General features: G+C 59.9%; 24 protein-coding genes. 11 read left to right on the top strand and 13 right to left on the bottom strand.

The features are described 5' to 3' along the window. Positions 1–22 precede the first annotated feature (22 nt). From PG5_RS08310 to cysN, 3 genes are all read left to right on the top strand, one after another. Complete coding sequence (locus tag PG5_RS08310; protein ID WP_020796655.1) at positions 23–781, top strand: Nif3-like dinuclear metal center hexameric protein; 759 nt, start codon at positions 23–25, stop codon at positions 779–781. A 250-nt stretch (positions 782–1,031) separates the two neighbouring features. Continuing rightward, the gene (gene cysD / locus PG5_RS08315; RefSeq protein ID WP_020796656.1) at positions 1,032–1,949 is read left to right on the top strand and encodes a sulfate adenylyltransferase subunit CysD; all 918 of its coding nucleotides are present in this window, start codon (positions 1,032–1,034) and stop codon (positions 1,947–1,949) included. A 9-nt stretch (positions 1,950–1,958) separates the two neighbouring features. Then, positions 1,959–3,857 (top strand): sulfate adenylyltransferase subunit CysN, encoded by a 1,899-nt coding sequence (gene cysN, locus PG5_RS08320; protein WP_020796658.1) that lies wholly within the window; start codon positions 1,959–1,961, stop codon positions 3,855–3,857. A 164-nt stretch (positions 3,858–4,021) separates the two neighbouring features. Here the strand turns inward: cysN and PG5_RS08325 are convergent, their stop codons facing one another. From PG5_RS08325 to PG5_RS08335, 3 genes are read right to left on the bottom strand one after another with little or no spacing between them, the layout of a single operon-like run. Continuing rightward, entirely contained in the window at positions 4,022–4,924 is a 903-nt protein-coding gene (locus tag PG5_RS08325) for an acyltransferase (RefSeq protein ID WP_020796660.1), read from the bottom strand. Next, positions 4,925–7,024, bottom strand: a complete 2,100-nt coding sequence (gene pta, locus PG5_RS08330; RefSeq protein ID WP_020796661.1) for a phosphate acetyltransferase — start codon at positions 7,022–7,024, stop codon at positions 4,925–4,927. A gap of 60 nt (positions 7,025–7,084) precedes the next feature. Beyond that, positions 7,085–7,411 (bottom strand): DUF3565 domain-containing protein, encoded by a 327-nt coding sequence (locus tag PG5_RS08335; protein WP_042955296.1) that lies wholly within the window; start codon positions 7,409–7,411, stop codon positions 7,085–7,087. Between PG5_RS08335 and PG5_RS08340 the strand changes: the two genes are divergently transcribed. The 3 genes from PG5_RS08340 to PG5_RS08350 all read left to right on the top strand — a co-directional run bounded on the left by PG5_RS08340 (position 7,380) and on the right by PG5_RS08350 (position 9,790). Next, positions 7,380–7,865 (top strand): peptidylprolyl isomerase, encoded by a 486-nt coding sequence (locus PG5_RS08340; RefSeq protein ID WP_008054392.1) that lies wholly within the window; start codon positions 7,380–7,382, stop codon positions 7,863–7,865. The genes PG5_RS08335 and PG5_RS08340 overlap by 32 nt on opposite strands. A gap of 122 nt (positions 7,866–7,987) precedes the next feature. Continuing rightward, positions 7,988–8,470: a glutathione peroxidase gene (locus PG5_RS08345; RefSeq protein WP_020796663.1), complete on the top strand. Its 483-nt coding sequence runs from the start codon at positions 7,988–7,990 to the stop codon at positions 8,468–8,470. A 216-nt stretch (positions 8,471–8,686) separates the two neighbouring features. After that, positions 8,687–9,790: an NADH:flavin oxidoreductase gene (locus PG5_RS08350; protein WP_020796665.1), complete on the top strand. Its 1,104-nt coding sequence runs from the start codon at positions 8,687–8,689 to the stop codon at positions 9,788–9,790. A 118-nt stretch (positions 9,791–9,908) separates the two neighbouring features. Here the strand turns inward: PG5_RS08350 and PG5_RS08355 are convergent, their stop codons facing one another. Both PG5_RS08355 and cysZ read right to left on the bottom strand, forming a co-directional pair. After that, on the bottom strand, positions 9,909–11,108 hold the full coding sequence (locus tag PG5_RS08355; RefSeq protein ID WP_042955297.1) for a glycosyltransferase family 1 protein: 1,200 nt from the start codon (positions 11,106–11,108) through the stop codon (positions 9,909–9,911). A 40-nt stretch (positions 11,109–11,148) separates the two neighbouring features. Then, a complete protein-coding gene (gene cysZ / locus PG5_RS08360; RefSeq protein WP_020796667.1) occupies positions 11,149–11,901 on the bottom strand; it encodes a sulfate transporter CysZ in 753 nt (250 codons plus the stop codon). Between the two features lie 314 nt (positions 11,902–12,215). On the opposite strand from cysZ, the gene trxB reads away from it, so the two are divergent. Then, a complete protein-coding gene (trxB, locus tag PG5_RS08365) occupies positions 12,216–13,172 on the top strand; it encodes a thioredoxin-disulfide reductase (RefSeq protein WP_020796668.1) in 957 nt (318 codons plus the stop codon). A 162-nt stretch (positions 13,173–13,334) separates the two neighbouring features. On the opposite strand, the gene PG5_RS08370 is transcribed toward trxB, so the two are convergent. The 6 genes from PG5_RS08370 to folM all read right to left on the bottom strand — a co-directional run bounded on the left by PG5_RS08370 (position 13,335) and on the right by folM (position 17,189). After that, entirely contained in the window at positions 13,335–14,585 is a 1,251-nt protein-coding gene (locus tag PG5_RS08370) for an aspartate aminotransferase family protein (protein WP_020796669.1), read from the bottom strand. A 217-nt stretch (positions 14,586–14,802) separates the two neighbouring features. Continuing rightward, a complete protein-coding gene (locus tag PG5_RS08375; RefSeq protein ID WP_020796670.1) occupies positions 14,803–15,141 on the bottom strand; it encodes a HopJ type III effector protein in 339 nt (112 codons plus the stop codon). Next, positions 15,134–15,430: a DUF1244 domain-containing protein gene (locus tag PG5_RS08380; RefSeq protein ID WP_020796671.1), complete on the bottom strand. Its 297-nt coding sequence runs from the start codon at positions 15,428–15,430 to the stop codon at positions 15,134–15,136. The genes PG5_RS08375 and PG5_RS08380 overlap by 8 nt, the downstream gene beginning before the upstream one ends. Positions 15,431–15,510: 80 nt before the next feature. After that, on the bottom strand, positions 15,511–15,882 hold the full coding sequence (gene folX / locus PG5_RS08385) for a dihydroneopterin triphosphate 2'-epimerase (protein WP_020796672.1): 372 nt from the start codon (positions 15,880–15,882) through the stop codon (positions 15,511–15,513). A gap of 2 nt (positions 15,883–15,884) precedes the next feature. After that, positions 15,885–16,460 carry a GTP cyclohydrolase I FolE gene (folE, locus tag PG5_RS08390; protein ID WP_020796673.1) on the bottom strand — a complete coding sequence of 192 codons (576 nt, stop codon included), beginning with the start codon at positions 16,458–16,460 and terminating at the stop codon, positions 15,885–15,887. Between the two features lie 18 nt (positions 16,461–16,478). Beyond that, on the bottom strand, positions 16,479–17,189 hold the full coding sequence (gene folM, locus PG5_RS08395) for a dihydromonapterin reductase (protein ID WP_020796674.1): 711 nt from the start codon (positions 17,187–17,189) through the stop codon (positions 16,479–16,481). Positions 17,190–17,429: 240 nt separating this feature from the next. On the opposite strand from folM, the gene PG5_RS08400 reads away from it, so the two are divergent. After that, entirely contained in the window at positions 17,430–18,389 is a 960-nt protein-coding gene (locus PG5_RS08400; protein ID WP_020796675.1) for a MerR family transcriptional regulator, read from the top strand. Positions 18,390–18,392: 3 nt separating this feature from the next. Here the strand turns inward: PG5_RS08400 and PG5_RS08405 are convergent, their stop codons facing one another. Both PG5_RS08405 and PG5_RS08410 read right to left on the bottom strand, forming a co-directional pair. Beyond that, complete coding sequence (locus PG5_RS08405) at positions 18,393–18,998, bottom strand: hypothetical protein (RefSeq protein WP_020796676.1); 606 nt, start codon at positions 18,996–18,998, stop codon at positions 18,393–18,395. A gap of 67 nt (positions 18,999–19,065) precedes the next feature. Then, positions 19,066–19,530 (bottom strand): PAS domain-containing protein, encoded by a 465-nt coding sequence (locus PG5_RS08410; protein WP_020796677.1) that lies wholly within the window; start codon positions 19,528–19,530, stop codon positions 19,066–19,068. A gap of 102 nt (positions 19,531–19,632) precedes the next feature. Here PG5_RS08410 and PG5_RS08415 point away from each other — a divergent pair, with 102 nt between their 5' ends. From PG5_RS08415 to PG5_RS08425, 3 genes are all read left to right on the top strand, one after another. Beyond that, positions 19,633–20,088, top strand: coding sequence for a flavodoxin (locus tag PG5_RS08415; RefSeq protein ID WP_020796678.1), 456 nt, complete (start codon positions 19,633–19,635; stop codon positions 20,086–20,088). A 167-nt stretch (positions 20,089–20,255) separates the two neighbouring features. Next, positions 20,256–21,041 (top strand): class II aldolase/adducin family protein, encoded by a 786-nt coding sequence (locus tag PG5_RS08420; RefSeq protein WP_020796679.1) that lies wholly within the window; start codon positions 20,256–20,258, stop codon positions 21,039–21,041. Then, positions 21,041–21,943, top strand: a complete 903-nt coding sequence (locus PG5_RS08425; protein WP_020796680.1) for an alpha/beta fold hydrolase — start codon at positions 21,041–21,043, stop codon at positions 21,941–21,943. The genes PG5_RS08420 and PG5_RS08425 overlap by 1 nt, the downstream gene beginning before the upstream one ends. Positions 21,944–22,142 lie beyond the last annotated feature (199 nt).

Below are 22,142 nucleotides of genomic sequence, written 5' to 3' on the forward strand. Positions count from 1 at the left end.
ACGGGATATTTAGGAGTCTTTTATGGCCGTCGCCCTGAGCACCCTGGTCGAAGAAGCCGACCGTTACCTCGCTAGTTCGAAAATTGCCGATTACTGCCCCAACGGCCTGCAGGTCGAGGGCCGGCCGCAGGTGATGCGCATCGTCAGCGGCGTCACCGCCAGCCAGGCCTTGCTCGATGCTGCGGTGGAGGCCAACGCGGATCTGGTGCTGGTGCATCACGGCTACTTCTGGAAAGGCGAGAACCCCTGCATCACCGGCATGAAGCAGCGCCGCCTCAAGACCCTGCTCAAGCACGACATCAGCCTGCTGTCCTATCACCTGCCGCTGGACCTGCACCCTGATGTTGGCAACAACGTGCAGTTGGCACGGCAACTGGACATCACCGTCGAAGGTCCGCTGGACCCTGACAACCTGAAAATCGTCGGCCTGGTCGGTTCGTTGAACGAGCCCGCCACCCCCCGGGATTTCGCCCGCCGTGTGCAAGAAGTCATGGGCCGCGAGCCATTGCTGATTGAAGGCAGCGCAATGATCCGCCGCGTTGGCTGGTGCACCGGTGGCGGTCAGGGCTACATCGACCAGGCGATACTGGCGGGCGTCGATCTGTACCTCAGCGGCGAAGCCTCGGAGCAAACCTTCCACAGTGCCCGTGAAAACGACATCAGCTTCATTGCTGCCGGGCACCACGCCACCGAGCGTTATGGCGTGCAGGCGCTGGGTGATTACCTGGCGAAACGGTTTGCCCTTGAGCACATCTTCATCGATTGCCCGAACCCGATCTGAGAGGCCCCCCTGTAGGAGCTGCTGCAGGCTGCGATCTTTTGATTTTGCTTTTTCAAGATCAAGATCAAAAGATCGCAGCCTGCGGCAGCTCCTACAGAGATGAGTTCGCCAATGAACGCCCAAACAGGCGGGCATATTCATATGCTCTTTCGATCTAGTTCGCGTCCTCATTAGAAGGGGGCGCTGTGCTAGGATTCCCCGCTCGAACACGGCCCGCTGGCCGTTCATAAGAATGTTTTCGTGAGTAGCCATGGTCGACAAACTGACGCATCTGAAACAGCTGGAGGCGGAAAGCATCCACATCATCCGCGAGGTGGCCGCCGAGTTCGACAACCCGGTGATGCTGTACTCCATCGGTAAAGACTCCGCCGTGATGCTGCACCTGGCACGCAAGGCGTTCTTCCCCGGCAAGCTGCCGTTCCCGGTGATGCACGTCGACACCCAGTGGAAATTCCAGGAGATGTACAGGTTCCGCGACAAGATGGTCGCCGAGCTGGGCCTGGACCTGATCACCCATGTGAACCCCGACGGCGTGGCACAAGGCATCAATCCGTTCACCCACGGCAGTGCCAAGCATACCGACATCATGAAGACCGAAGGCCTGAAGCAGGCCTTGGACAAATATGGTTTCGACGCCGCCTTCGGTGGTGCCCGCCGCGACGAAGAGAAGTCCCGCGCCAAAGAGCGTGTGTACTCGTTCCGCGACAGCAAGCACCGCTGGGACCCGAAAAACCAGCGCCCCGAGCTGTGGAACGTCTACAACGGCAAGGTCAACAAGGGCGAATCCATCCGCGTATTCCCGTTGTCGAACTGGACCGAGCTGGACATCTGGCAGTACATCTATCTGGAAGGCATCCCGATCGTCCCGCTGTACTTCGCCGCCGAGCGTGAAGTCATCGAGAAGAACGGCACCCTGATCATGATCGACGACGAGCGCATCCTCGAACACCTGAGCGATGAAGACAAAGCGCGCATCGTCAAGAAGAAAGTGCGGTTCCGTACCCTTGGCTGCTATCCGTTGACGGGCGCGGTGGAGTCCGAGGCCGAAAGCCTCACGGACATCATTCAGGAAATGCTCCTGACGCGAACTTCCGAGCGCCAGGGCCGTGTTATCGACCACGATGGCGCAGGCTCGATGGAAGACAAAAAACGTCAAGGTTATTTCTAAGGGGCTGTCATGTCGCACGCATCTGATTTGATCAGCGAGGACATCCTCGCCTACCTGGGCCAGCACGAACGTAAAGAGCTGCTGCGCTTTTTGACCTGCGGTAACGTCGACGACGGCAAGAGCACCCTGATCGGGCGCCTGCTGCACGACTCCAAGATGATCTACGAAGATCACCTTGAAGCGATTACCCGCGACTCGAAAAAAGTCGGCACCACCGGTGAAGACATCGACCTGGCACTGCTGGTCGATGGCCTGCAGGCCGAGCGTGAGCAAGGCATCACCATCGATGTCGCGTACCGCTATTTCTCCACCGCCAAACGCAAATTCATCATTGCCGACACCCCCGGCCATGAGCAGTACACCCGCAACATGGCCACCGGTGCCTCCACCTGTGACCTGGCGATCATCCTGGTCGACGCCCGCTACGGCGTGCAGACCCAGACCCGTCGCCACAGCTTCATCGCCTCGTTGCTGGGCATCAAGCATATCGTCGTTGCCATCAACAAGATGGACCTCAAGGACTTCGACCAGGGCGTGTTCGAGTCGATCAAGGCTGACTACCTGCAGTTCGCCGAAGGCTTGAAGATGAAGCCCACCACGATGCACTTCGTGCCGATGTCTGCGCTCAAAGGCGACAACGTGGTGAACAAATCCGAGCGCTCGCCGTGGTACACCGGCCAGTCGCTGATGGAAATCCTCGAGACCGTGGAAGTGGCGGGCGACCGCAACTTCACCGACCTGCGTTTCCCGGTGCAATACGTCAACCGTCCAAACCTGAACTTCCGCGGTTTCGCCGGCACCCTGGCCAGCGGCATCGTCAAGAAGGGCGACGAAGTCGTGGTGCTGCCGTCGGGCAAGAGTAGCCGCGTGAAATCCATCGTCACCTTCGAAGGTGAACTGGAGCACGCAGGTCCAGGTCAGGCGGTAACCCTGACCATGGAAGACGAGATTGACATCTCCCGTGGCGACCTGTTGGTGCATGCCGACAACGTGCCGCCAGTCACCGACAGCTTCGAAGCGATGCTGGTGTGGATGGCTGAAGAGCCGATGCTGCCGGGCAAGAAATACGACATCAAGCGCGCCACCAGTTACGTGCCGGGCTCCATCGCCAGCATCGTCAACAAGGTCGACGTGAACACCCTGGAAGAAGGCCCGGCCAGTGCGCTGCAGCTGAACGAAATCGGCAAGGTCAAGATCGCGCTCGACGCGCCGATCGCCCTCGACGGTTACGACAGCAACCGCACCACCGGTGCATTTATCATTATCGACCGCCTGACCAACGGCACCGTCGGTGCCGGCATGATCGTCGCGCAGCCGTTGGCGCATGGCACCAGCACCCACCACGGCAAGCTGGCCCATGTCGCTACCGAAGAGCGCGCGCAGCGCTTTGGCCAGCAACCCGCCACCGTGCTGTTCAGTGGCTTGTCGGGCGCGGGCAAAAGCACCCTGGCTTATGCAGTCGAGCGCAAACTGTTCGACCTGGGTCGTGCGGTGTACGTGCTCGATGGCCAGAACCTGCGTCACGACCTGAACAAAGGTCTGCCGCAGGATCGCGCCGGGCGCACCGAGAACTGGCGTCGTGCCGCGCACGTGGCGCGTCAGTTCAACGAAGCCGGTCTGCTGACCCTGGCAGCGTTCGTTGCTCCGAGTGCCGAAGGTCGTGAACAGGCTCGGGAGCTGATCGGCAAAGAACGCCTGCTGACGGTCTACGTCCAGGCCTCGCCGACGGTCTGTGCCGAACGTGACCCGCAGGGCCTGTACGCGGCGGCCGGGGACAACATCCCGGGCGAGTCCTTCCCGTACGACGTGCCGCTGGATGCCGATCTGGTGATCGACACCCAGTCCGTGTCGCTGGAAGACGGCGTGAAGCAGGTGCTGGAATTGCTGCGCAAGCGCGGCGCGATCTAAGCGCTGGCCGCAAATAAAAAAACCGCCGATGAGTGATCATCGGCGGGTTTTTTATTTCTGGGAGGCCCCCTTCGCGAGCAGGCTCGCTCCCACAGTTGATCTTCGGTGAACATTAACCTTGTGGGAGCGAGCCTGCTCGCGAAGAGGGCAGAACATTCACCGAACTACTTCGATGGATACTCGCGGTGCATCTGCGCAAGCAGAGCATCCTTGTCCTGCCACATCTGGTTGATCCAGCCCTGGAACTGCAGGCGATACTCACCGTCCTGGTCGTAGTTCTTGCCTATGAACTGCGGGGGAATCTTCAGCTCTTCAAAGTGCACCACCACATCCGCAACATTCCCGCACAGCAAATCCCAGAAGCCCGGGCGCCCGGCTGGATAATGGATCGTCACGTTGACGATGGATTCCAGTTGTTCACCCATGGCATCTAGCACAAACGCAATCCCACCGGCCTTGGGTTTCAGCAGGTACTTGAACGGCGATTTCTGCTGGGCATGCTTGCCTTCGGTGAAGCGCGTGCCTTCAACGAAATTGAAAATACCCACCGGGTTGTTGCGAAACTTCGCACAAGTCTTGCGCGTGGTTTCCAGGTCCTTGCCTTTCTTCTCCGGGTGCTTTTCCAGGTAGGCCTTGGAGTAGCGCTTCATGAACGGAAAGCCCAGTGCCCACCAGGCCAGGCCGATCACCGGTACCCAGATCAACTCCTGCTTGAGAAAGAACTTCAGCGGCTGGATACGTCGATTGAGCACATATTGCAGCACCAGGATGTCGACCCAGCTCTGGTGATTGCTGGTGACCAGGTACGAGTGTTGATAGTCCAGGCCTTGCAGGCCGCTGACGTGCCAGCGCGTGCGACGGACCAGGTTCATCCAGCCTTTATTGACGCTGATCCAGGCTTCGTGGGTATGGCTCATCAACCAGTGTGCAATGCGTTGGGTGAATGCGAACGGCAGGACCTTGATCAGCGCCACACAGAACAGGAACGAGCACAGCAAAATCGTGTTCAGCGCCAGCAGCAGCGCGGCGATCACGCCGCGCGCCGGGGCAGGTAGAAAATCCAGCATTTACACATCCATAGGTCGGTTGGCCGCCTGAATCGCGGTCAGGGCAATCGTGTAGACGATGTCGTCGACCTGCGCGCCGCGCGGCAGATCGTTCACCGGTTTGCGCAGTCCCTGCAGCATCGGGCCGAGGCTGACGCAGTCGGCGCTGCGCTGTACGGCTTTGTGGGTGGTGTTGCCGGTGTTCAGGTCGGGGAATACGAACACAGTGGCGCGACCGGCCACCTGGCTGTTCGGTGCCAGTTGCCGGGCCACGGTTTCGTTGGCGGCGGCGTCATACTGCAACGGGCCGTCGATCAGCAACGAGTTTTGTTGTTCATGGGCAAGCAACGTCGCCTCGCGTACTTTCTCGACTTCCTCGCCACTGGCTGATTCACCGCTGGAATAACTGATCATCGCCACACGCGGAGTGATGCCGAATGCCGCCGCCGAGTCGGCGCTTTGCAGGGCAATCTCGGCCAGTTCGACGGCGCTCGGGTGCGGGTTCATCACGCAGTCGCCATAGACCAGCACTTCTTCGGGAAACAGCATGAAGAACACCGACGACACCAAGGTGCAGCCCGGTGCGGTCTTGATCAGTTGCAGTGCCGGGCGGATGGTATTGGCGGTGGAGTGAATGACGCCCGACACCAGGCCGTCGACTTCATCCAGCGCCAGCATCATGGTGCCGATCACCACGGTGTCTTCCAGTTGCTGCTCGGCCATCGGGGCGTTGAGGCTTTTGCTCTTGCGCAGGGCGACCATCGGCTCGACGTAGCGTTCGCGAATCAGGTCAGGGTCGAGAATTTCCAACCCCGGCGGCAGTTCGATGCCTTGCGCGCGGGCCACCGCTTCGACATCTGCAGGCTTGGCCAGCAATACGCATCGCGCAATGCCTCGGGCCTGGCAGATGGCGGCGGCTTGTACGGTCAGCGGTTCGCTGCCTTCCGGCAGGACGATGCGCTTGTTGGCGGACTGGGCGCGCTGGATCAATTGATAACGGAACACCGCTGGCGACAGGCGCATTTCCCGAGGCGTACCGCAACGCTGGTGCAGCCAGTTGGCGTCCAGGTGGCTGGCGACGAAATCGGTGATGATTTCTGCGCGCTCGCGGTCGTCGATCGGGATTTCCTTGTTCAAGCCATTGAGCTGGTTGGCGGTGTCATAGGACCCGGTGCTCACCGACAACACGGGCAAGCCCGCCTGCAGGGCGCCGCGACACAAGTCCATGATGCGCGGGTCGGGCAGGGTGTCGCTGGTCAGCAGCAGGCCGGCCAGGGGTACGCCGTTCATGGCCGCGAGGCTCACGGCGAGGATGATGTCGTCACGATCGCCCGGGGTTACCACCAGCACGCCGGGCTTGAGCAGTTCCACGGTGTTGCGCATGGTCCGCGCGCAAATGATGATCTTGGTCATGCGCCGGGTTTCGTAGTCGCCGGCGTTGAGTACCTGTGCGCCCATCAAGTCCGCTACGTCTCGCGTGCGCGGCGCATTCAGTTCCGGCTGATATGGAATACAACCGAGCAGACGGAAGTCGCCACTGCGCAACAGCGGCGAGTGTTCGTTCAGGCGTGCGGCGAAGGCCTCCATGCTTTCCTCGGTCTTGACCTTGTTGAGGATCACGCCGAGGACTTTCGGATCCTTGGGGCCGCCGAACAATTGCGCTTGCAGTTCCACTCGGCCAGACAATTCGGTCAGTACTTCGTTTTCCGGTGCCGAAACCAGGATCACCTCGGCATCGAGGCTCTTGGCCAGGTGCAAGTTGACCCGCGCGGCATAGCTGGCGCTGCGGGTCGGGACCATGCCTTCGACGATCAACACATCCTTGCCGATGGCGGCCTGCTGATAAAGGGTGATGATTTCTTCCAGCAACTCATCGAGCTGGCCGTCGCCGAGCATGCGCTCGACATGGGCCAGGCCCAAGGGTTGCGGCGGTTTCAGGCCGTGGGTACGCGCCACCAGCTCGGTGGAGCGTTCAGGGCCGGTGTCACCTGGATGGGGCTGGGCAATCGGCTTGAAAAAGCCAACCTTGAGGCCGGCCCGCTCGAGAGTGCGCACCAGCCCGAGGCTGATGGAGGTCAGGCCCACGCCAAAATCGGTGGGTGCGATAAAAAAAGTTTGCATGCGGATTCTCTAAAGGTGCATGGCAATGGTGCCGGCCTATAACTGGCCAACTACCGAAATTCAGTCGCCAAGGTTATCGCTAACCGAGCCTTGTGCGCACCAACCGCAATCAAAGGGCTGGCCTATTTTTTCCTGGCGCTGCGCAGGGTCCATGACCCAGGCCCGCGATTGCCAGGGTGGCTGATGGCGCAGGTGTTGGGTATGGCCGCACGAAAGCTCGGCCACCCAGTGGCCGTCCTCGTCCTGATGGAAGCCTGTGATCGTCGCACCCCGTCTGTCCGGGTTGTGTTCGCTTTCGGGCGATTGCTTCGCTAAACTGGGTCTTTCTATATTCTTATGCAAAAGGTCTCGCCCCATGCTGATCGCCGCCAATAAGGCTGTCTCCATCGACTATACCCTGACCAACGACGCTGGTGAGGTCATCGACAGCTCCGCCGGCGGCGCGCCGCTGGTCTACCTGCAAGGCGCAGGCAACATCATCCCGGGCCTGGAAAAGGCGCTGGAAGGCAAAGCAGTCGGCGACGAGCTGACCGTAGCCGTTGAACCGGAAGATGCCTATGGCGAGTACGCTGCCGAACTGGTCAGCACCCTGAGCCGCAGCATGTTCGAAGGTGTCGACGAGCTGGAAGTGGGCATGCAGTTCCATGCTTCCGCTCCGGACGGCCAAATGCAGATCGTGACCATCCGCGATCTGGACGGCGACGACGTCACCGTAGACGGCAACCACCCATTGGCGGGTCAGCGCCTGAATTTCCAGGTCAAGATCATCAACATTCGTGATGCCAGCCAGGAAGAAATCGCTCATGGCCACGTCCATGGCGAAGGTGGCCATCACCACTGATTTCTGCGCTAAGCTCAGATAGCTGGAGAGGCGCCCCGAGGGCGCCTTTTTAGTCTGCGGCTGTTCCAGGCGACACCACCAAGTGGCTGTTTCGAGAAGAACACGGGAATCTGGAGTACGTCATGAGTGCTTTTCACGAACTTAATTTGACAGCCCTGGATGGCCAGGTGCTGCCTCTGGCACCTTTCAAGGGGCAAGTCGTGCTGGTGGTCAACGTGGCCTCCAAATGTGGCTTGACGCCACAGTACGCGGCGCTGGAAAACCTCTACCAGCAATACAAAGGTAAAGGCTTCAGCGTGCTGGGCTTGCCATGCAACCAGTTTGCCGGTCAGGAACCCGGTACCGAGCAGGAAATAAAGAACTTCTGCAGCCTCAACTATGGCGTGACCTTTCCGTTGTCCAGCAAGCTGGAAGTCAACGGTCACGAGCGTCACCAGCTGTACAAGTTGCTGGCGGGCGAGGGCGCGGAGTTTCCTGGTGACATCACCTGGAACTTCGAGAAGTTCCTGCTGGGTAAAGATGGTCGTGTGCTGGCGCGGTTTTCACCGCGTACGGCGCCGGATGATCCGAGTGTGGTTCAGGCAATCGAAAAAGCCTTGGCCTGACAGACCCCTTCGTAGGAGCCGGCCTGCTGGTGATGGTCGTCAACGATGACGCGCATTGCCTGACACCACGCGGTGTTTTCGTGTCCATCGCCAGCAAGCCGGCTCCTACAACATCCCCCCTTCTGATGTTTAATCACCCATATCAATAGTGCTGTTCAGCGCGTGCAAGCCTCCATATTATAGCCGTCATAAAGTCTATTCCCGTGGAGCGTCCCCATGCCCGTCAAAGCCTTGTTCAAACCGTTCCACCTCGGCACCCTCGAACTGCCGACCCGCGTCGTCATGGCGCCGATGACCCGCTCGTTTTCGCCAGGCGGCGTACCGAATTCCAAAGTGATCGAGTATTACCGCCGTCGCGCTGCGGCCGGCGTGGGCTTGATCATCACCGAAGGCACCACTGTCGGGCACAAGGCTTCCAACGGCTACCCGAACGTTCCGCAGTTCTACGGCGAAGCGGCGCTGACGGGCTGGAAAAAAGTCGTCGATGCGGTGCATGCCGAGGGTGGCAAGATCGTTCCGCAACTGTGGCACGTCGGCAGTGTGCGCCGTATTGGCACCGAGCCGGACGCCAGCGTGCCGGGTTATGGTCCGTCGGAAAAAGTGAAGGACGGTCAGGTCGTGGTTCACGGTATGACCAAGCAGGACATTCAGGACGTGATCGCCGCGTTCGCCCAGTCGGCAAAGGATGCCCAGGGCATTGGCATGGACGGCGTGGAAATCCATGGTGCCCACGGCTACCTGATCGACCAGTTCTTCTGGGAAGGCAGCAACCAGCGCACCGACGAATACGGCGGTAGCCTGGCCAACCGTTCGCGTTTCGCCATTGAATTGATTCAGGCCACGCGTGCAGCGGTCGGCGAGGGTTTCCCGATCATCTTCCGTTTCTCCCAGTGGAAGCAGCAGGACTACACCGCGCGCCTGGTGCAAACACCTGAGGCGTTGGGCGAATTCCTCAAGCCATTGTCCGATGCCGGGGTGGATATTTTCCACTGCTCGACACGCCGTTTCTGGGAACCGGAGTTCGACGGTTCCGAGCTGAACCTGGCGGGCTGGACCCGCAAGCTCACTGGCAAGCCGACCATCACCGTAGGCAGCGTAGGCCTGGACGGTGAGTTCCTGCAGTTCATGGTCAACACCGACAAGGTGGCGCAGCCGGCCAGCCTGGAAAAACTGCTGGAGCGCCTGAACAACGACGAATTCGACTTGGTGGCGGTCGGACGTGCGCTGTTGGTGGACCCCGACTGGGCGCAGAAAGTGCGTGACGGTCGCGAGGAAGACATCCTGCCATTCAGCCGTGAGGCGTTGATGACGCTGGTTTAAGCGGCGTCTGGAAGAATGCTTTCGCGAGCAGGCTCTCTCCCACAGCGGTTATGCGTTGTACACAAAACCTGTGGGAGCGAGCCTGCTCGCGAAGACTGACTGAATGGCACCCAATATCTCAGGGCAGAGTCGGTGCATTCGGCACCACCACCTCCCCAACACAGGCCCCCCGCAACTGCCCCTCGAACTGCTCGACAATCGCCGCCCACCCCTGCCGACTGGCATGCTGGCGCGCATTGAGCCGCACACAGCGCAAGGTTTCGCGCTTCTCCAGCAACCACGTCGCGGCATCACAAAATGCCTCTTCATCCCCCGGCATCGCCAGCACGCCGTTGTAGCCATGACGAATATGCTGCGCCGCTGCCGCCTGGTCGTAAGCCACCACCCCCAGTCCAGAGGCCAATGCCTCAAGCACCACATTGCCGAAGGTCTCGGTCAGGCTTGGGAACAGAAACACATCCCCGGACGCATAGTGACTGGCCAGGGCTTCACCGCGTTGTGTCCCGCAGAAAATCGCCTCGGGTAACTCGCTTTCCATCAGCTGTCGTTGCGGACCATCGCCCACCACGATCAGTTTCAGAATGCGCTGTGGATAAGTGCCCTTGAGCGTGTCGAAACAGCGTTTGAGCAAACCGAGGTTTTTCTCCGGTGCCAAACGGCCTACATGGATAACGGCAATGTCCTTCTCGCCCAGCCCCCATTGCTCACGCAGCGCATTCAAGCGTTTGCTTGGGTGAAACAGCTGGCTGTCGACGCCGCGGGACAGCAATGCCAGGCGCTCGAAATGTCGACGTTCCAGCTCCATGCGCTGGCTGACACTCGGCACCAGCGTCAGGTTCGAGCGATTGTGGAACCAACGCAGGTAATGGGTCAGCAATCGAGTCAGCATGCCGAATCCATACTGGCTGGAGTACTGCTGGAAGTTGGTGTGAAAGCCGCTCACCACTGAAATACCCAGGCGTCGTGCCGCGCGCAATGCCGACAATCCCAAAGGACCCTCGGTAGCGATGTACAGCACATCCGGGCGATGACGCTTCCAGCGCCGCAGCAGCTTGTGCATCGACGACTGCCCCCATTGCAATCCGGGATAGCCCGGCAGCGGCCAGCCCCGGCACAGCAACAACTCATCGTCACTGCTCGCCGATTGATCGCAGCCCTGGCGTGGTCGCACCAATTCCACCTGGTGCCCGCGCGCGCGCAAACCGTCGCACAGGCGGCCAAGGGTATTGGCCACGCCATTGATTTCCGGAGGGAAGGTTTCGGTGATCAGGGTGATATGCAGGGCTGTCGTCATGGCCCCAGTGTCGGCTGAGGCCATGTCGGCGTTGTGACGACGAGATGATGGATTTGTGACCGATCTAGCGTTGGGTCACCAGATTCTCCGCCCCACGCTCGCGCACCCAGAACAAAGTCGCCCCGGCCACCGCCGCCGGCATCATCAGGATGTTGACCACCGGAATCAGCAGCACCAAGTAAACACTCCCGCCGAAACTCATGCTCTGCCAGCGCTTTTCGCGCAACCAGGCGAGCATCTCGTTCCACCCAAGCTTGTGGTTGTCCGCCGGGTAGTCGATGTACTGGATCGCCATCATCCACACGCCGAACACCAGCCACAGCGGTGCCGCGATGATGTTCACCACCGGGATGAACGAAAGAATGAACAACCCGAGCGCCCGGGGCAGGAAATACCCGAGCTTGCGCATTTCCCGTGCGAGGGTACGGGGGATCATGGCGATCAGCTCACCCCAGCTGAAGGCCGGGAAGTCGTCGGTGCCGCGCACCACCACTTCGACTTTCTCTGCGAGAAAACCATTGAACGGCGCAGCGATGACGTTGGCCAGCATGGTGAAGGTGAAGAACACCATCAACACCACCAGCACGACGAAAATCGGCCACAGGATGTAACTGAGAAAACTCAGCCACTCGGGCAGGGACGGCATCAGTGTATCGACCCACAGGCTGAACTGATGGCCGGCCAGGTAGATCAATCCGACGAACAGCACCAGGTTGATTGCCAGCGGTAACAATACGAACAAACGCAAACTGGGGCTCAGGACCAGCTTGAGGCCTTCGCGCAAGTATTGCGGGCCGGACAGAACAGGGGCGGGCATAACAGGCTCCGGGCAGTGGGAAACGCGCCGACCTTACCGGCTTTGCCTGACCGGCGAAAGCGCGACAGCGACATCGACATTAACTGTAACAAAGGCGTCCTGGGAAACACTCTGTGGGGATAGAGACCACCTATGAGCTGGATTGTTAAACCGTATTTCCTTAATCTTCGCCCCCTCGATACGCTGCACCCAATCTTTTTACAGGACTGTCGAGTTCAAGCCTTCCCCAAGTGCTTTCAATGGTCCTTTTTTATTCCCGCCGGTCAGCCGGCGTTCCGCGCCAGGTATTCCGGGCCGGTCAACAGGAGCAGGTCATGTCTGAAGTTCGTCATTCGCGAGTGATTATTCTCGGTTCCGGCCCTGCCGGTTACAGCGCCGCCGTCTATGCCGCCCGTGCCAACCTCAAGCCACTTTTGATCACCGGCATGCAGGCCGGCGGTCAACTGACCACCACCACTGAAGTCGACAACTGGCCGGGTGATGTCCACGGCCTGACCGGCCCGGCGTTGATGGAGCGGATGCGTGAGCACGCCGAGCGCTTTGAAACCGAGATCGTTTTCGATCACATCAATGCCGTGGACCTCGCCGCCAAGCCTTACACCCTGACCGGCGACAGCGCGACCTACACCTGCGACGCCCTGATCATTGCCACCGGCGCCAGCGCTCGCTACCTGGGCCTGCCATCGGAAGAAGCGTTCATGGGCAAAGGCGTTTCGGCCTGCGCGACCTGCGACGGTTTCTTCTACCGCAACAAGCCCGTGGCTGTGGTCGGTGGCGGTAACACCGCTGTCGAAGAAGCCCTGTACCTGGCCAACATCGCCAGCACCGTGACCCTGATCCATCGTCGCGAAACCTTCCGCGCCGAGAAGATCCTGATCGACAAGCTCAACGCTCGCGTGGCCGAAGGCAAGATCATCCTGAAGCTGAACGCGACCCTGGACGAAGTCCTGGGCGACAACATGGGCGTGACCGGTGCCCGCCTGAAGAACAACGACGGCAGCTTCGACGAAGTGAAAGTCGATGGCGTGTTCATCGCCATCGGCCACACCCCGAACACTTCGTTGTTCGAAGGGCAGTTGACGCTGAAAGACGGCTACCTGGTCGTACACGGCGGCCGTGACGGCAACGCCACTGCGACCAACCTCGAAGGCATCTTCGCCGCCGGTGACGTGGCTGACCACGTCTACCGCCAGGCGATTACCTCCGCTGGCGCCGGTTGCATGGCGGCACTGGATGCCGAGCGTTACCTGGACAACCTGCAGAACGCTTGATCCTGTAGAAAAGAAAAAACCGGCTTCTGCCGGTTTTTTTGTGGGCAACACAAATGCCCCCCTGTAGGAGCTGCCGAAGGCTGCGATCTTTTGATCTTGATCTTATACAAAGCAAGATCAAAAGATCGCAGCCTTCGGCAGCTCCTACAGGGGACCGTATGTTCAGGTTAACTTCTGCAGGCACGCCTCAAGGATGTCGAGGCCTTCTTCAAGCACAGCCGCTTCAATCGTCAACGGCGCCAACAGCCGAATGATGTGCCGCGATTTTCCGCTGGGCATCAGCAACAACCCGGCGTCCCGGGCGAGGGCCAGCAGTTGCGTCAACTGCGCCGAAGCGGGTGTGCCGTCGGTCTTGATCAGCTCAATGCCGCGCATCGTGCCCACGCCGGTCAGGCGACCCAGGTACCGCGACAGCTTGTTCGCGTGCCAGGTTTCAACGCGACTGACTATCGCTTCCTCCTGTTGTGAGCCCCAGGCTCGCAGATTGGCGTCCGTCATTTCATCCAGGGTCGCGAGCGCTGCGGCACAGGCGATCGGGTTGCCGGAATATGTACCGCCAAGCCCACCCTTGGGCAAGTTATCCAGCAGCGACTTACGCCCGACCACCGCACCCAGCGGCATGCCGCCGGCGATGCTTTTGCCCAACAGGATCAGGTCCGGTTCGATGCCCAGGCGCGAGAACGCAAACCGCTGGCCAGTGCGGCCAAAACCAGACTGGATTTCATCGGCAATCAGTACGATGCCTTTTTCGTCGCAAAACGTGCGCAGCGCCTGGGCGAACTCGACATCCATGGCCAGGAAACCCGCTTCGCCCTGCACGGGTTCGACGATAAAGCAGGCCACGTCCTCGACGTCGATCTCGACGCTGAACAGGCGCTCCATGGCCTTGAGCGCCTCGACACAGGTCACGCCGTTGTCCCGGCTGGGGAACGGCAAGTGATACACCGGCCCCGGCAACACGCCGACTTTCTGTTTGTAGGGGGCAACCTTGCCGTTGAGGTTGAGAGTGGCCAGCGTGCGGCCATGAAAGGCGCCATCGAAGGCAATCACGGCTGTGCGACCAGTCGCGCCACGGACGATCTTCAGTGCATTCTCCGCTGCTTCGGCGCCGCTGTTGGTGAGCATGCCGCTGACCGGGTAATCCACCGGAATGAATGCCGCCAGGCGATCCATGAGCTCGAGGTAGGGGGTATGGGGCGCGGCGTTGAAGGCGTAGTGGGTCAGCCGCGTGGCCTGTTCGCGAATGGCTTCGACGATACGGGGATGGCAGTGACCGAGATTCAGTACGCCGATGCCGCCGACAAAGTCGATGTAACGTTTGCCGTCGGTGTCCCAGACCTCGGCATTTTTGCCGTGGCTGAGCGTGACAGGGTGGACGATATTGATCGACTGGCTGATGGTTTCGCTGCGCATGGCTGACCGGCTCGGAAGAAGGAAGATTGTTTTTATCTAAGCCGGGAGCAGCGGTGCCCGGCAAACGAAATAAAGTCGCCGGGTTAATCTTTAAAGTCGGGATGTGCAAAAGATCAAAAGATCGCAGCCTTCGGCAGCTCCTACGGGCGCACCGCCATGTTGCGAATGAACTAGATCCTGTAGGAGCTGCCGCAGGCTGCGATCTTTTGCGTCTGAATCAGCGGCGGGTCAGCGGCCGTCGGGTGAATTTCACACCGGCCAGGCCATGCTCGATCAACGCGCGAATGTTGGCGTGGTCACTGCCCTCAGGCGTGGCAACCACCGAGCGGTAATGCTCGCCGAACGCCAGCAGCGCTTCTTCATCGCTCAGGCCTTCCAGCAGGGCCAGGCCCAGCGTCTTGCACGAACCTTCGTTCTGCCCGGCGGCGTTTTCCACGCCGCCATTGGTGAAGGCCTGGGGCTGGTAATCGTAGCCGGCGGCAATGAATGCCAGCGTATCGGCGAAAGCGTGTTCGCCACTCTTGAGGCTGGCGCGCAGGGTGTTCAAATCACTCATTGGGTTTTCCTTTGGCGAACGCCGCTTGTTGTTCGGCGCTGGCTTCTTGCTGATATTGGGCTTTCCACTCGGCGTACGGCATGCCGTAGACCACTTCGCGGGCTTGATCGAGGCTGACCTCGATCTGGCGTTCATCGGCCGCTGCCTTGTACCACTTGGACAGGCAGTTGCGACAGAAGCCCGAGAGGTTCATCAGGTCGATGTTCTGCACATCCTTGCGGCTGTCCAGGTGGGCCACCAGCCGGCGGAAGGCGGCGGCTTCGAGCTCAAGGCGTTCTTGATCGGTCATAGGTCTCTCTGAGACAGCTTCAAGCTGCAAGATGGATGGCGGTGAGTCGAAGTTTACAGCTTGCTGCTTGAAGCTTGTAGCTAGCGGCTTGCCGCGAGCGTTATCGACACCGACTCGGCGAATCGCAAGGCGTGGGGCTTGTCGACTTCGACCTCGGCGTACAGCACCGACGCGTTGGCCATGACCAGGTCCAGCAGCTCCTGGGTCAGGCGTTCGAGCAGGGCAAAGCGATTGCCTTCCACGTGGGCGATGATCGCCTTGGTGATGGTGCGGTAGTTCAGCGCGTGATCGATATCGTTGTCGCGCACCGCTTCCTGGGCTGCATAGAGGATGGTCAGGTTGATCAACACATCCTGCTTGTTGAGGATCTCGTCTTCGTTGATGCCAATGTAGGTGCGCAGGCACAGGTCCTTGACCCGGATGCGCGCCATGCCTGGTTGAAGTTGTGGCATTGCTACTTGCTCCGTCCAATCAATTGCAGGAACTCCTGGCGGGTATTGCTCGACTCGCGGAAGGCGCCGAGCATCACCGAGGTGTTCATGGTCGAATTCTGTTTCTCGACGCCGCGCATCATCATGCACATGTGCTGTGCTTCGATGACCACGGCAACGCCTGCCGCGCCGGTTACCTGTTGCACGGCGTCGGCGATTTGCCGGGTGAGGTTTTCCTGGATCTGCAGGCGACGGGCGAACATGTCCACCAACCGCGCAATCTTCGACAGGCCCAGCACCTTGCCCGTGGGAATATAAGCCACATGCGCCTTGCCGATGAAGGGCAGCAGGTGATGTTCGCAGAGGGAATAGAGTTCGATGTTGTCGACGATCACCATTTCATCGTTGTCGGAGGCGAACAGGGCGCCGTTGATGATTTCCTCGACACTTTGCTCGTAACCGTGACACAGGTACTGCATGGCCTTGGCGGCGCGCAGCGGGGTGTCACGCAGGCCTTCGCGCTCGGGGTTTTCACCGAGACCGATGAGGATCTCGCGATAGCTCTGTGACAGGCAGTTCTGATGTAGGGAAAGCGTCATGGAAGATCCTCGGGACACTTATTTGATGTGCCTTCCGCCGTTGACGGTCAGGGTCGTGCCGGTGACATAGGGGTTATCGAGCAGATAACGCAAGCTCTGGTAGATCACTTCGCTGCCAGGTTCGATGCCCAGCGCGGATTTGGCCAGTGCCTTGGCGCGATAGGCGGCATCGTCGTTGGCATTGAACAGTAGCAGGGCGGGCGCGATCGTGTTGACCTTGATGCCGGGCGCGTATCGGGCGGCGAAGGACAGGGTCAGGCTGTCGAGCCCGGCTTTGCTGGCGCAATAGCCGATGTGCTTGCTGCTGCCCTTGCGGGTCACATCATCGCTGATGTGCACAATGTCGGCGGGGCTTGAGCGTTCGAGCAGGTCGGCGCAATGCAAGTTGATCAGGTAGGGCGCCAGCATGTGCACGTTGAACATGCGGGTGAATGCGGCGGCATCGGTGTCCGTCGTCTCGGCCAGCCATTCGGAAGCGTTATGGATGATTGCCCGCAAGCTGTCGGTGTGGGTTTTCAGTTGACTGATGAAGGTGACGATCCCGGCTTCACTGGAGAAATCCGCGAACAGCCCGATCGCGCCCAAATCGCGCAGGGTTTGTACACCGGGACGTTCGCTGCGGTAACTGAAAATCACGCGATGGCCATCATCGAGCAATCGCTGCGCGCAATGCAGGCCTACACGCTGGCCGGCACCGGTGATCAGAATGGGGGCTGCAGAAGAGGTCATGAACGGCTCGCATCGCGGTAAGAGCAAAACTATACCAGCGACGAGCCGTGAACCTGCAGGTTTCGGGTCTTCGGTTGCGCAGGCGCAGCGCCGTGGTGGCGGCTGTATTTTGGGGCAAGCAAGTACTATTCCTGATTTCCCTGCCAGGCCGGTGACCTTGGTAACAATCTATTTCTTGAATGATTGAGGTGCAGGGGAGGTAGAATGGGCCCAGATAATTACATGGATGTAGGCCTATAAATGCCTGTCTTGACCGACGTTGCCCCGGGTGTGTCGCCAGCGCTCTCCCTGGAACGGGAAGAGCTTTTCCCGATTCGCGAAGTGGCGCGCCTGACCGGTGTGAACCCGGTCACGCTTCGCGCATGGGAGCGTCGTTATGGCCTGATCGTGCCCACTCGCACCGAAAGCGGGCATCGCCTGTATTCGATGCAGGACATTGAGCGGGTCCGAAGCATCCTCAACTGGATCGAACGCGGTGTGGCGGTCAGCAAGATCGGCAAGATCCTGGCCAAGGCAGAGCCGCTACAGGTATTGGCTCACATCATCCCCAGCGATCTGGTGCAGGCGGATTACGCACAGTGGCAGCAACAGCTTGCAGCCGCGGTCAGTGCGTTTGACGATATCCGGCTGGAGCAGGTCTACGGGCAGATTTTTTCCAGCTACTCCCAACCGGTGGTTTTCCAGGACATTATTCTTCCACTGTGGAGGCAATTGCTGCAGCGCCAGGATACGTTCGGCCGGGCCAGCGAGTGGCTGTTCCTCGATGGTTTTCTGCGCTCGCGGGTGGTACAGCGCCTGCTGTTGATCCGTGACCGTCACCCCCGGCGAGTCATCGTCAGCGCCTTGGCGGGCCAGTGTCGCGAGCTTGAGTTGCTGATCGCCGCCCTGTTCCTCGGCAACGATCAAATGGGGGTGCGGGTGCTGACCACCGGCCAACCGTTCGACGAACTGACGCTGGTCTGCGAGCGGATCAAGCCAAGGGCGCTGGTGCTGGTTTCCAATCACGTCCCCACCCCCGACTTGCCCCGGCGCCTGAATCGCCTGGCGATGAGCCTGGATTGCCCCTTGCTCCTGGCTGGGGATGCCAGTGACCTGGCGCAGGAAAGCCTCGCCGGGTCATCGATCGGTTGCCTGGGCAACGAAGGTACGGTGATGCGCCAGCGCCTGAGCCAGTTTCTGGCCGGCAGCCTGGATACCTGAAGGTCAGAGGTGCAGGGTTGGATGCGCCAGGCGATGCTGTTGCAGAATGAATTGACGCAGGCGCTCGGTTTCGTCCAGGTCGTTCTGGCTCAACTGATAGGCGTAGAAACCCTGTTTGGTTTCTTTTTCGAGTGTCCCGCGCAAGGCGATGCGCTCATAGCCTGAGGGGCTGAACCACAGGGCGAAGTGCTTGGGTGCCTTGGTCTTGTTGCGAATCTCCAGCAATACCCCTTTGAACGATACTTCGTGCACCCACAGGGTGCCGGGTTGACCCTTTGCGTTTTCCAGCGCAACCGGTTCGTCGAGCACCAGTCGCCACGGCCGGACCGATGGCCCGCCTTCATAAATACTCGGCACGCCCAGGCGCAGGTGCATGGCATGAAACTCATCTTCCACCAAGTGCAGGGGGAAGGTCATTTGCTGGTTTTCGAAGTTGGCTTGAAGGGTAACCTGTTCATGCGCGGCCAGGCGCGTGAGCAGGTCACGGATCTGCGATCCACCGTTAACGAGCAGACTCGACGTCGCATCCCGCACATTCAGTTGCGGGTTGTGTTGCATGGTCTGGATAAAATCCAGCTCATCCTGGGTCAGGAGCGCGTCGCGTTGCATGGTTAGGCTCGAAAAATTTAGTTACAGAGGCTCTGGTGATTGTAGTTAATGACAATTAATTCACTGTTTAGTTTTTGCCGTTCGTCGCTTTGAGCGCAGCAAGCTCCGCCTGGACCTCTGCCAGTTGCGCTTCAAGCTGCGTCACTCGCTGCTGCGCCTTGACCTGCAGGGTCACGTCCTTCTGCACTCCGATAAAATAAACCTGCCCGTCATTCGGATTTTTCACCGTCGAAAGCGACAGCTCGTTCCAGAATGGTGTGCCATCCTTGCGATAATTGCGCAGGATTTCCCGGCAGGAGCCTTCACTGTTCAATGCGTCACGAATTTTCGCCAGGGCATCCTGATCACGGTCGCCTGATTGCAGAAAGCGGCAATCCTGGTAGAGGATTTCCTCGCTGGTGTAACCGGTCAGGCGTTCGAAGGCCGGGTTGACGTAGATCAGGATCTTGTCTTGATCGCCTTCTTTCTCAGCAATCACGATACCGTCGTTGGAGGCATTGATCGCCAACTGCAGCAGTTTCGCGTTGATCATCGGTGACACCCTTCCTTGTTGGTTGTCTGTGGGATTCTAAAAGAACAATGCAGACCGTGCTGTTAATATCCCGGTCTTTTATTCAGCGTCAGGATCAGATTGATGAAAGTCGCCATCATTTCCGGCTCGGTATACGGCACGGCTGAAGAAGTTGCCCGCCACGCCGCCAGTATTTTGATAAACGCCGGTTTCGAAACCTTCCACAACCCGCGGGCAAGCCTCGCGGATATTCAGGCCTTCGCTCCCGAAGCCTTGCTGGCGGTAACGTCGACCACCGGCATGGGCGAGCTACCGGACAACCTGCAACCCCTGTACTCGACGATTCGAGACCAGTTGCCCGCCGCCTGGCGAGGCTTGCCAGGGGCCGTCATCGGCCTGGGCGACGCAAGCTATGGCGATACCTTTTGCGGCGGTGGCGAGCTAATGCGGGAGTTGTTCGGTGAGCTGGGCATTCGCGAAATCCTGCCGATGCTGCGCCTGGACGCCAGTGAAAGCGTGACCCCTGAAGCGGATGCCGAGCCTTGGCTGGCGGAACTGATCGACGCGCTGCGGGGCTGATCGGTAACGCGGGTGCACTGGCAGCCAGGCCATGGATCCAAACTCTTCGAGCCGCTGACTCGCTCGGCCATCAAGCTGGCTGCCAATGCAACTACGCGAAGCTCGGAGGGTGACTAGACTCGGTAGTTATTGGAAACACTCCATAATAAGAACCGAGGTTCCTTGCCGTGAGCGTAGCCCCCGTCCAGTCGTCCTCCTCCTGTGTCAAAGACCAGGTCAGCGCTGCCGAGTGGCAGGCCCGCGTCGACCTCGCTGCCTGCTATCGCCTGGTCGCCCAGCATGGCTGGGATGATCTGATTTTCACGCACATCTCCGCCAAGGTGCCGGGCACCGAAGATTTCCTGATCAACCCATACGGTCTGATGTTTCACGAAATTACTGCGTCGAGCCTGGTCAAGGTCGATCAGTCCGGCAACAAGTTGATGGACAGCCCCTACGAGATCAATCCGGCGGGGTACACCATCCATAGCGCGGTGCATGAGGTTCGTCACGATGTCGTGTGCGTGCTGCATACCCATACCGCTTCGGGCGTGGCGGTGTCGGCGCAGCGACAAGGCATTTTGCCGATCAGCCAACAGTCGCTGTTTGTCCTTTCCAGCCTGGCGTATCACGCCTACGAAGGTGTTGCGCTCAACCACGAGGAAAAAGCGCGGCTGCAAGCCGACCTCGGAGAAAATAACTTCCTGATGTTGCACAACCACGGTCTGCTGACCTGTGGCCCCAGCATCGCCGACACCTTCCTGATGATGTTTATCTTTCAACGTGCCTGCGACATCCAGGTCATGGCGCAGAACGGAGGGGCTGAACTGATTGCCATCGAACCGCAGATTCTGGCGGGTGCCAAGGCGATGATCGCCGGTGTCACCAAAAGTGCTCAAGGAATGGGCGGAGCGCTGGCTTGGCCGGCGTTGCTGCGCAAGCTCGATAAACTGGACCCGGGGTACAAACTCTAATGCAACTCGCCGAGATTCCCCTGAGTGTCTGGCGCAAGCGCGGCCAGACTTTCATGTTCCATGGCCAAGCTATCCGTTACTGGACGGCGGGGCAGGGTGAGCCGTTGTTGCTCATCCATGGTTTTCCCAGCGCCAGTTGGGACTGGCATTACCTTTGGCAACCACTGGCCCAGCGCTATCGGGTAATTGCCTGTGACATGCTCGGATTCGGCGACTCGGCCAAACCGGTGGATCACGAGTACAGTTTGCTGGAACAGGCCGATTTGCAGCAGGCGCTGCTGGCTCATCTCAACGTCGAGCAACCGCTGCACCTGCTTGCCCATGACTACGGCGACAGCGTGGCCCAGGAGCTGTTGGCCCGGCATTACGAAGCGCGCATCGACCTCGCCAGTTGCGTATTCCTCAATGGCGGGTTGTTCCCCGAAACCCATCGCCCGGTGCTGGTGCAAAAACTCCTGCTCAGCCCGTTGGGATGGATGATCGGCCGTGCTTTTAGCCGTGATGGCCTGGTAAAGAGTTTCCGTCAGATCTTCGGCCCGCAAACTCGTCCCAGCGAGAGCCAGATGGACGATTTCTGGAGCCTCGTCGAAAGCAATCACGGGCCACGGGTCATGCATAAATTGATTGCCTACATCCCCGAGCGGCGAACCCAGCGCGAGCGTTGGGTCGGCGCGATGCAGCGCGGCGAGGTGCCGCTGCGGGTGATCGATGGCGAGGTCGACCCGATCTCCGGTGCCCACATGATCGCGCGCTACCGTGAGCTGATACCCAACCCGGACACGGTCCTGCTCAGCGACATCGGTCATTACCCGCAGATCGAGGCGCCCTGCCAGGTGCTCAAGCACTACCTGGCATTCCGCGACCGGACGACCTCACCGCCGCTCAAGGTGGCTTGTTCGTAGCAACCGGCTTGCCGGCGAAGGCGCCCTTGAGCACGGCGCCGCCTTTCCGGGCGCTCTCACCCCCGTAGGAGCGAGCATGCTCGCGAAAAACCTGAGAGCACCTGGGGGTGTCAGGCTCCCCGCGTCATTGTTGGCTACCATCGCGAGCATGCTCGCTCCTACAGGTTCCCACCCGCCGCGAAGCCATAGGTGGCCGTTA

Origin of the sequence: Pseudomonas sp. G5(2012) (genome assembly GCF_000408945.1) — a bacterium.
GTDB lineage: Bacteria > Pseudomonadota > Gammaproteobacteria > Pseudomonadales > Pseudomonadaceae > Aquipseudomonas > Aquipseudomonas umsongensis.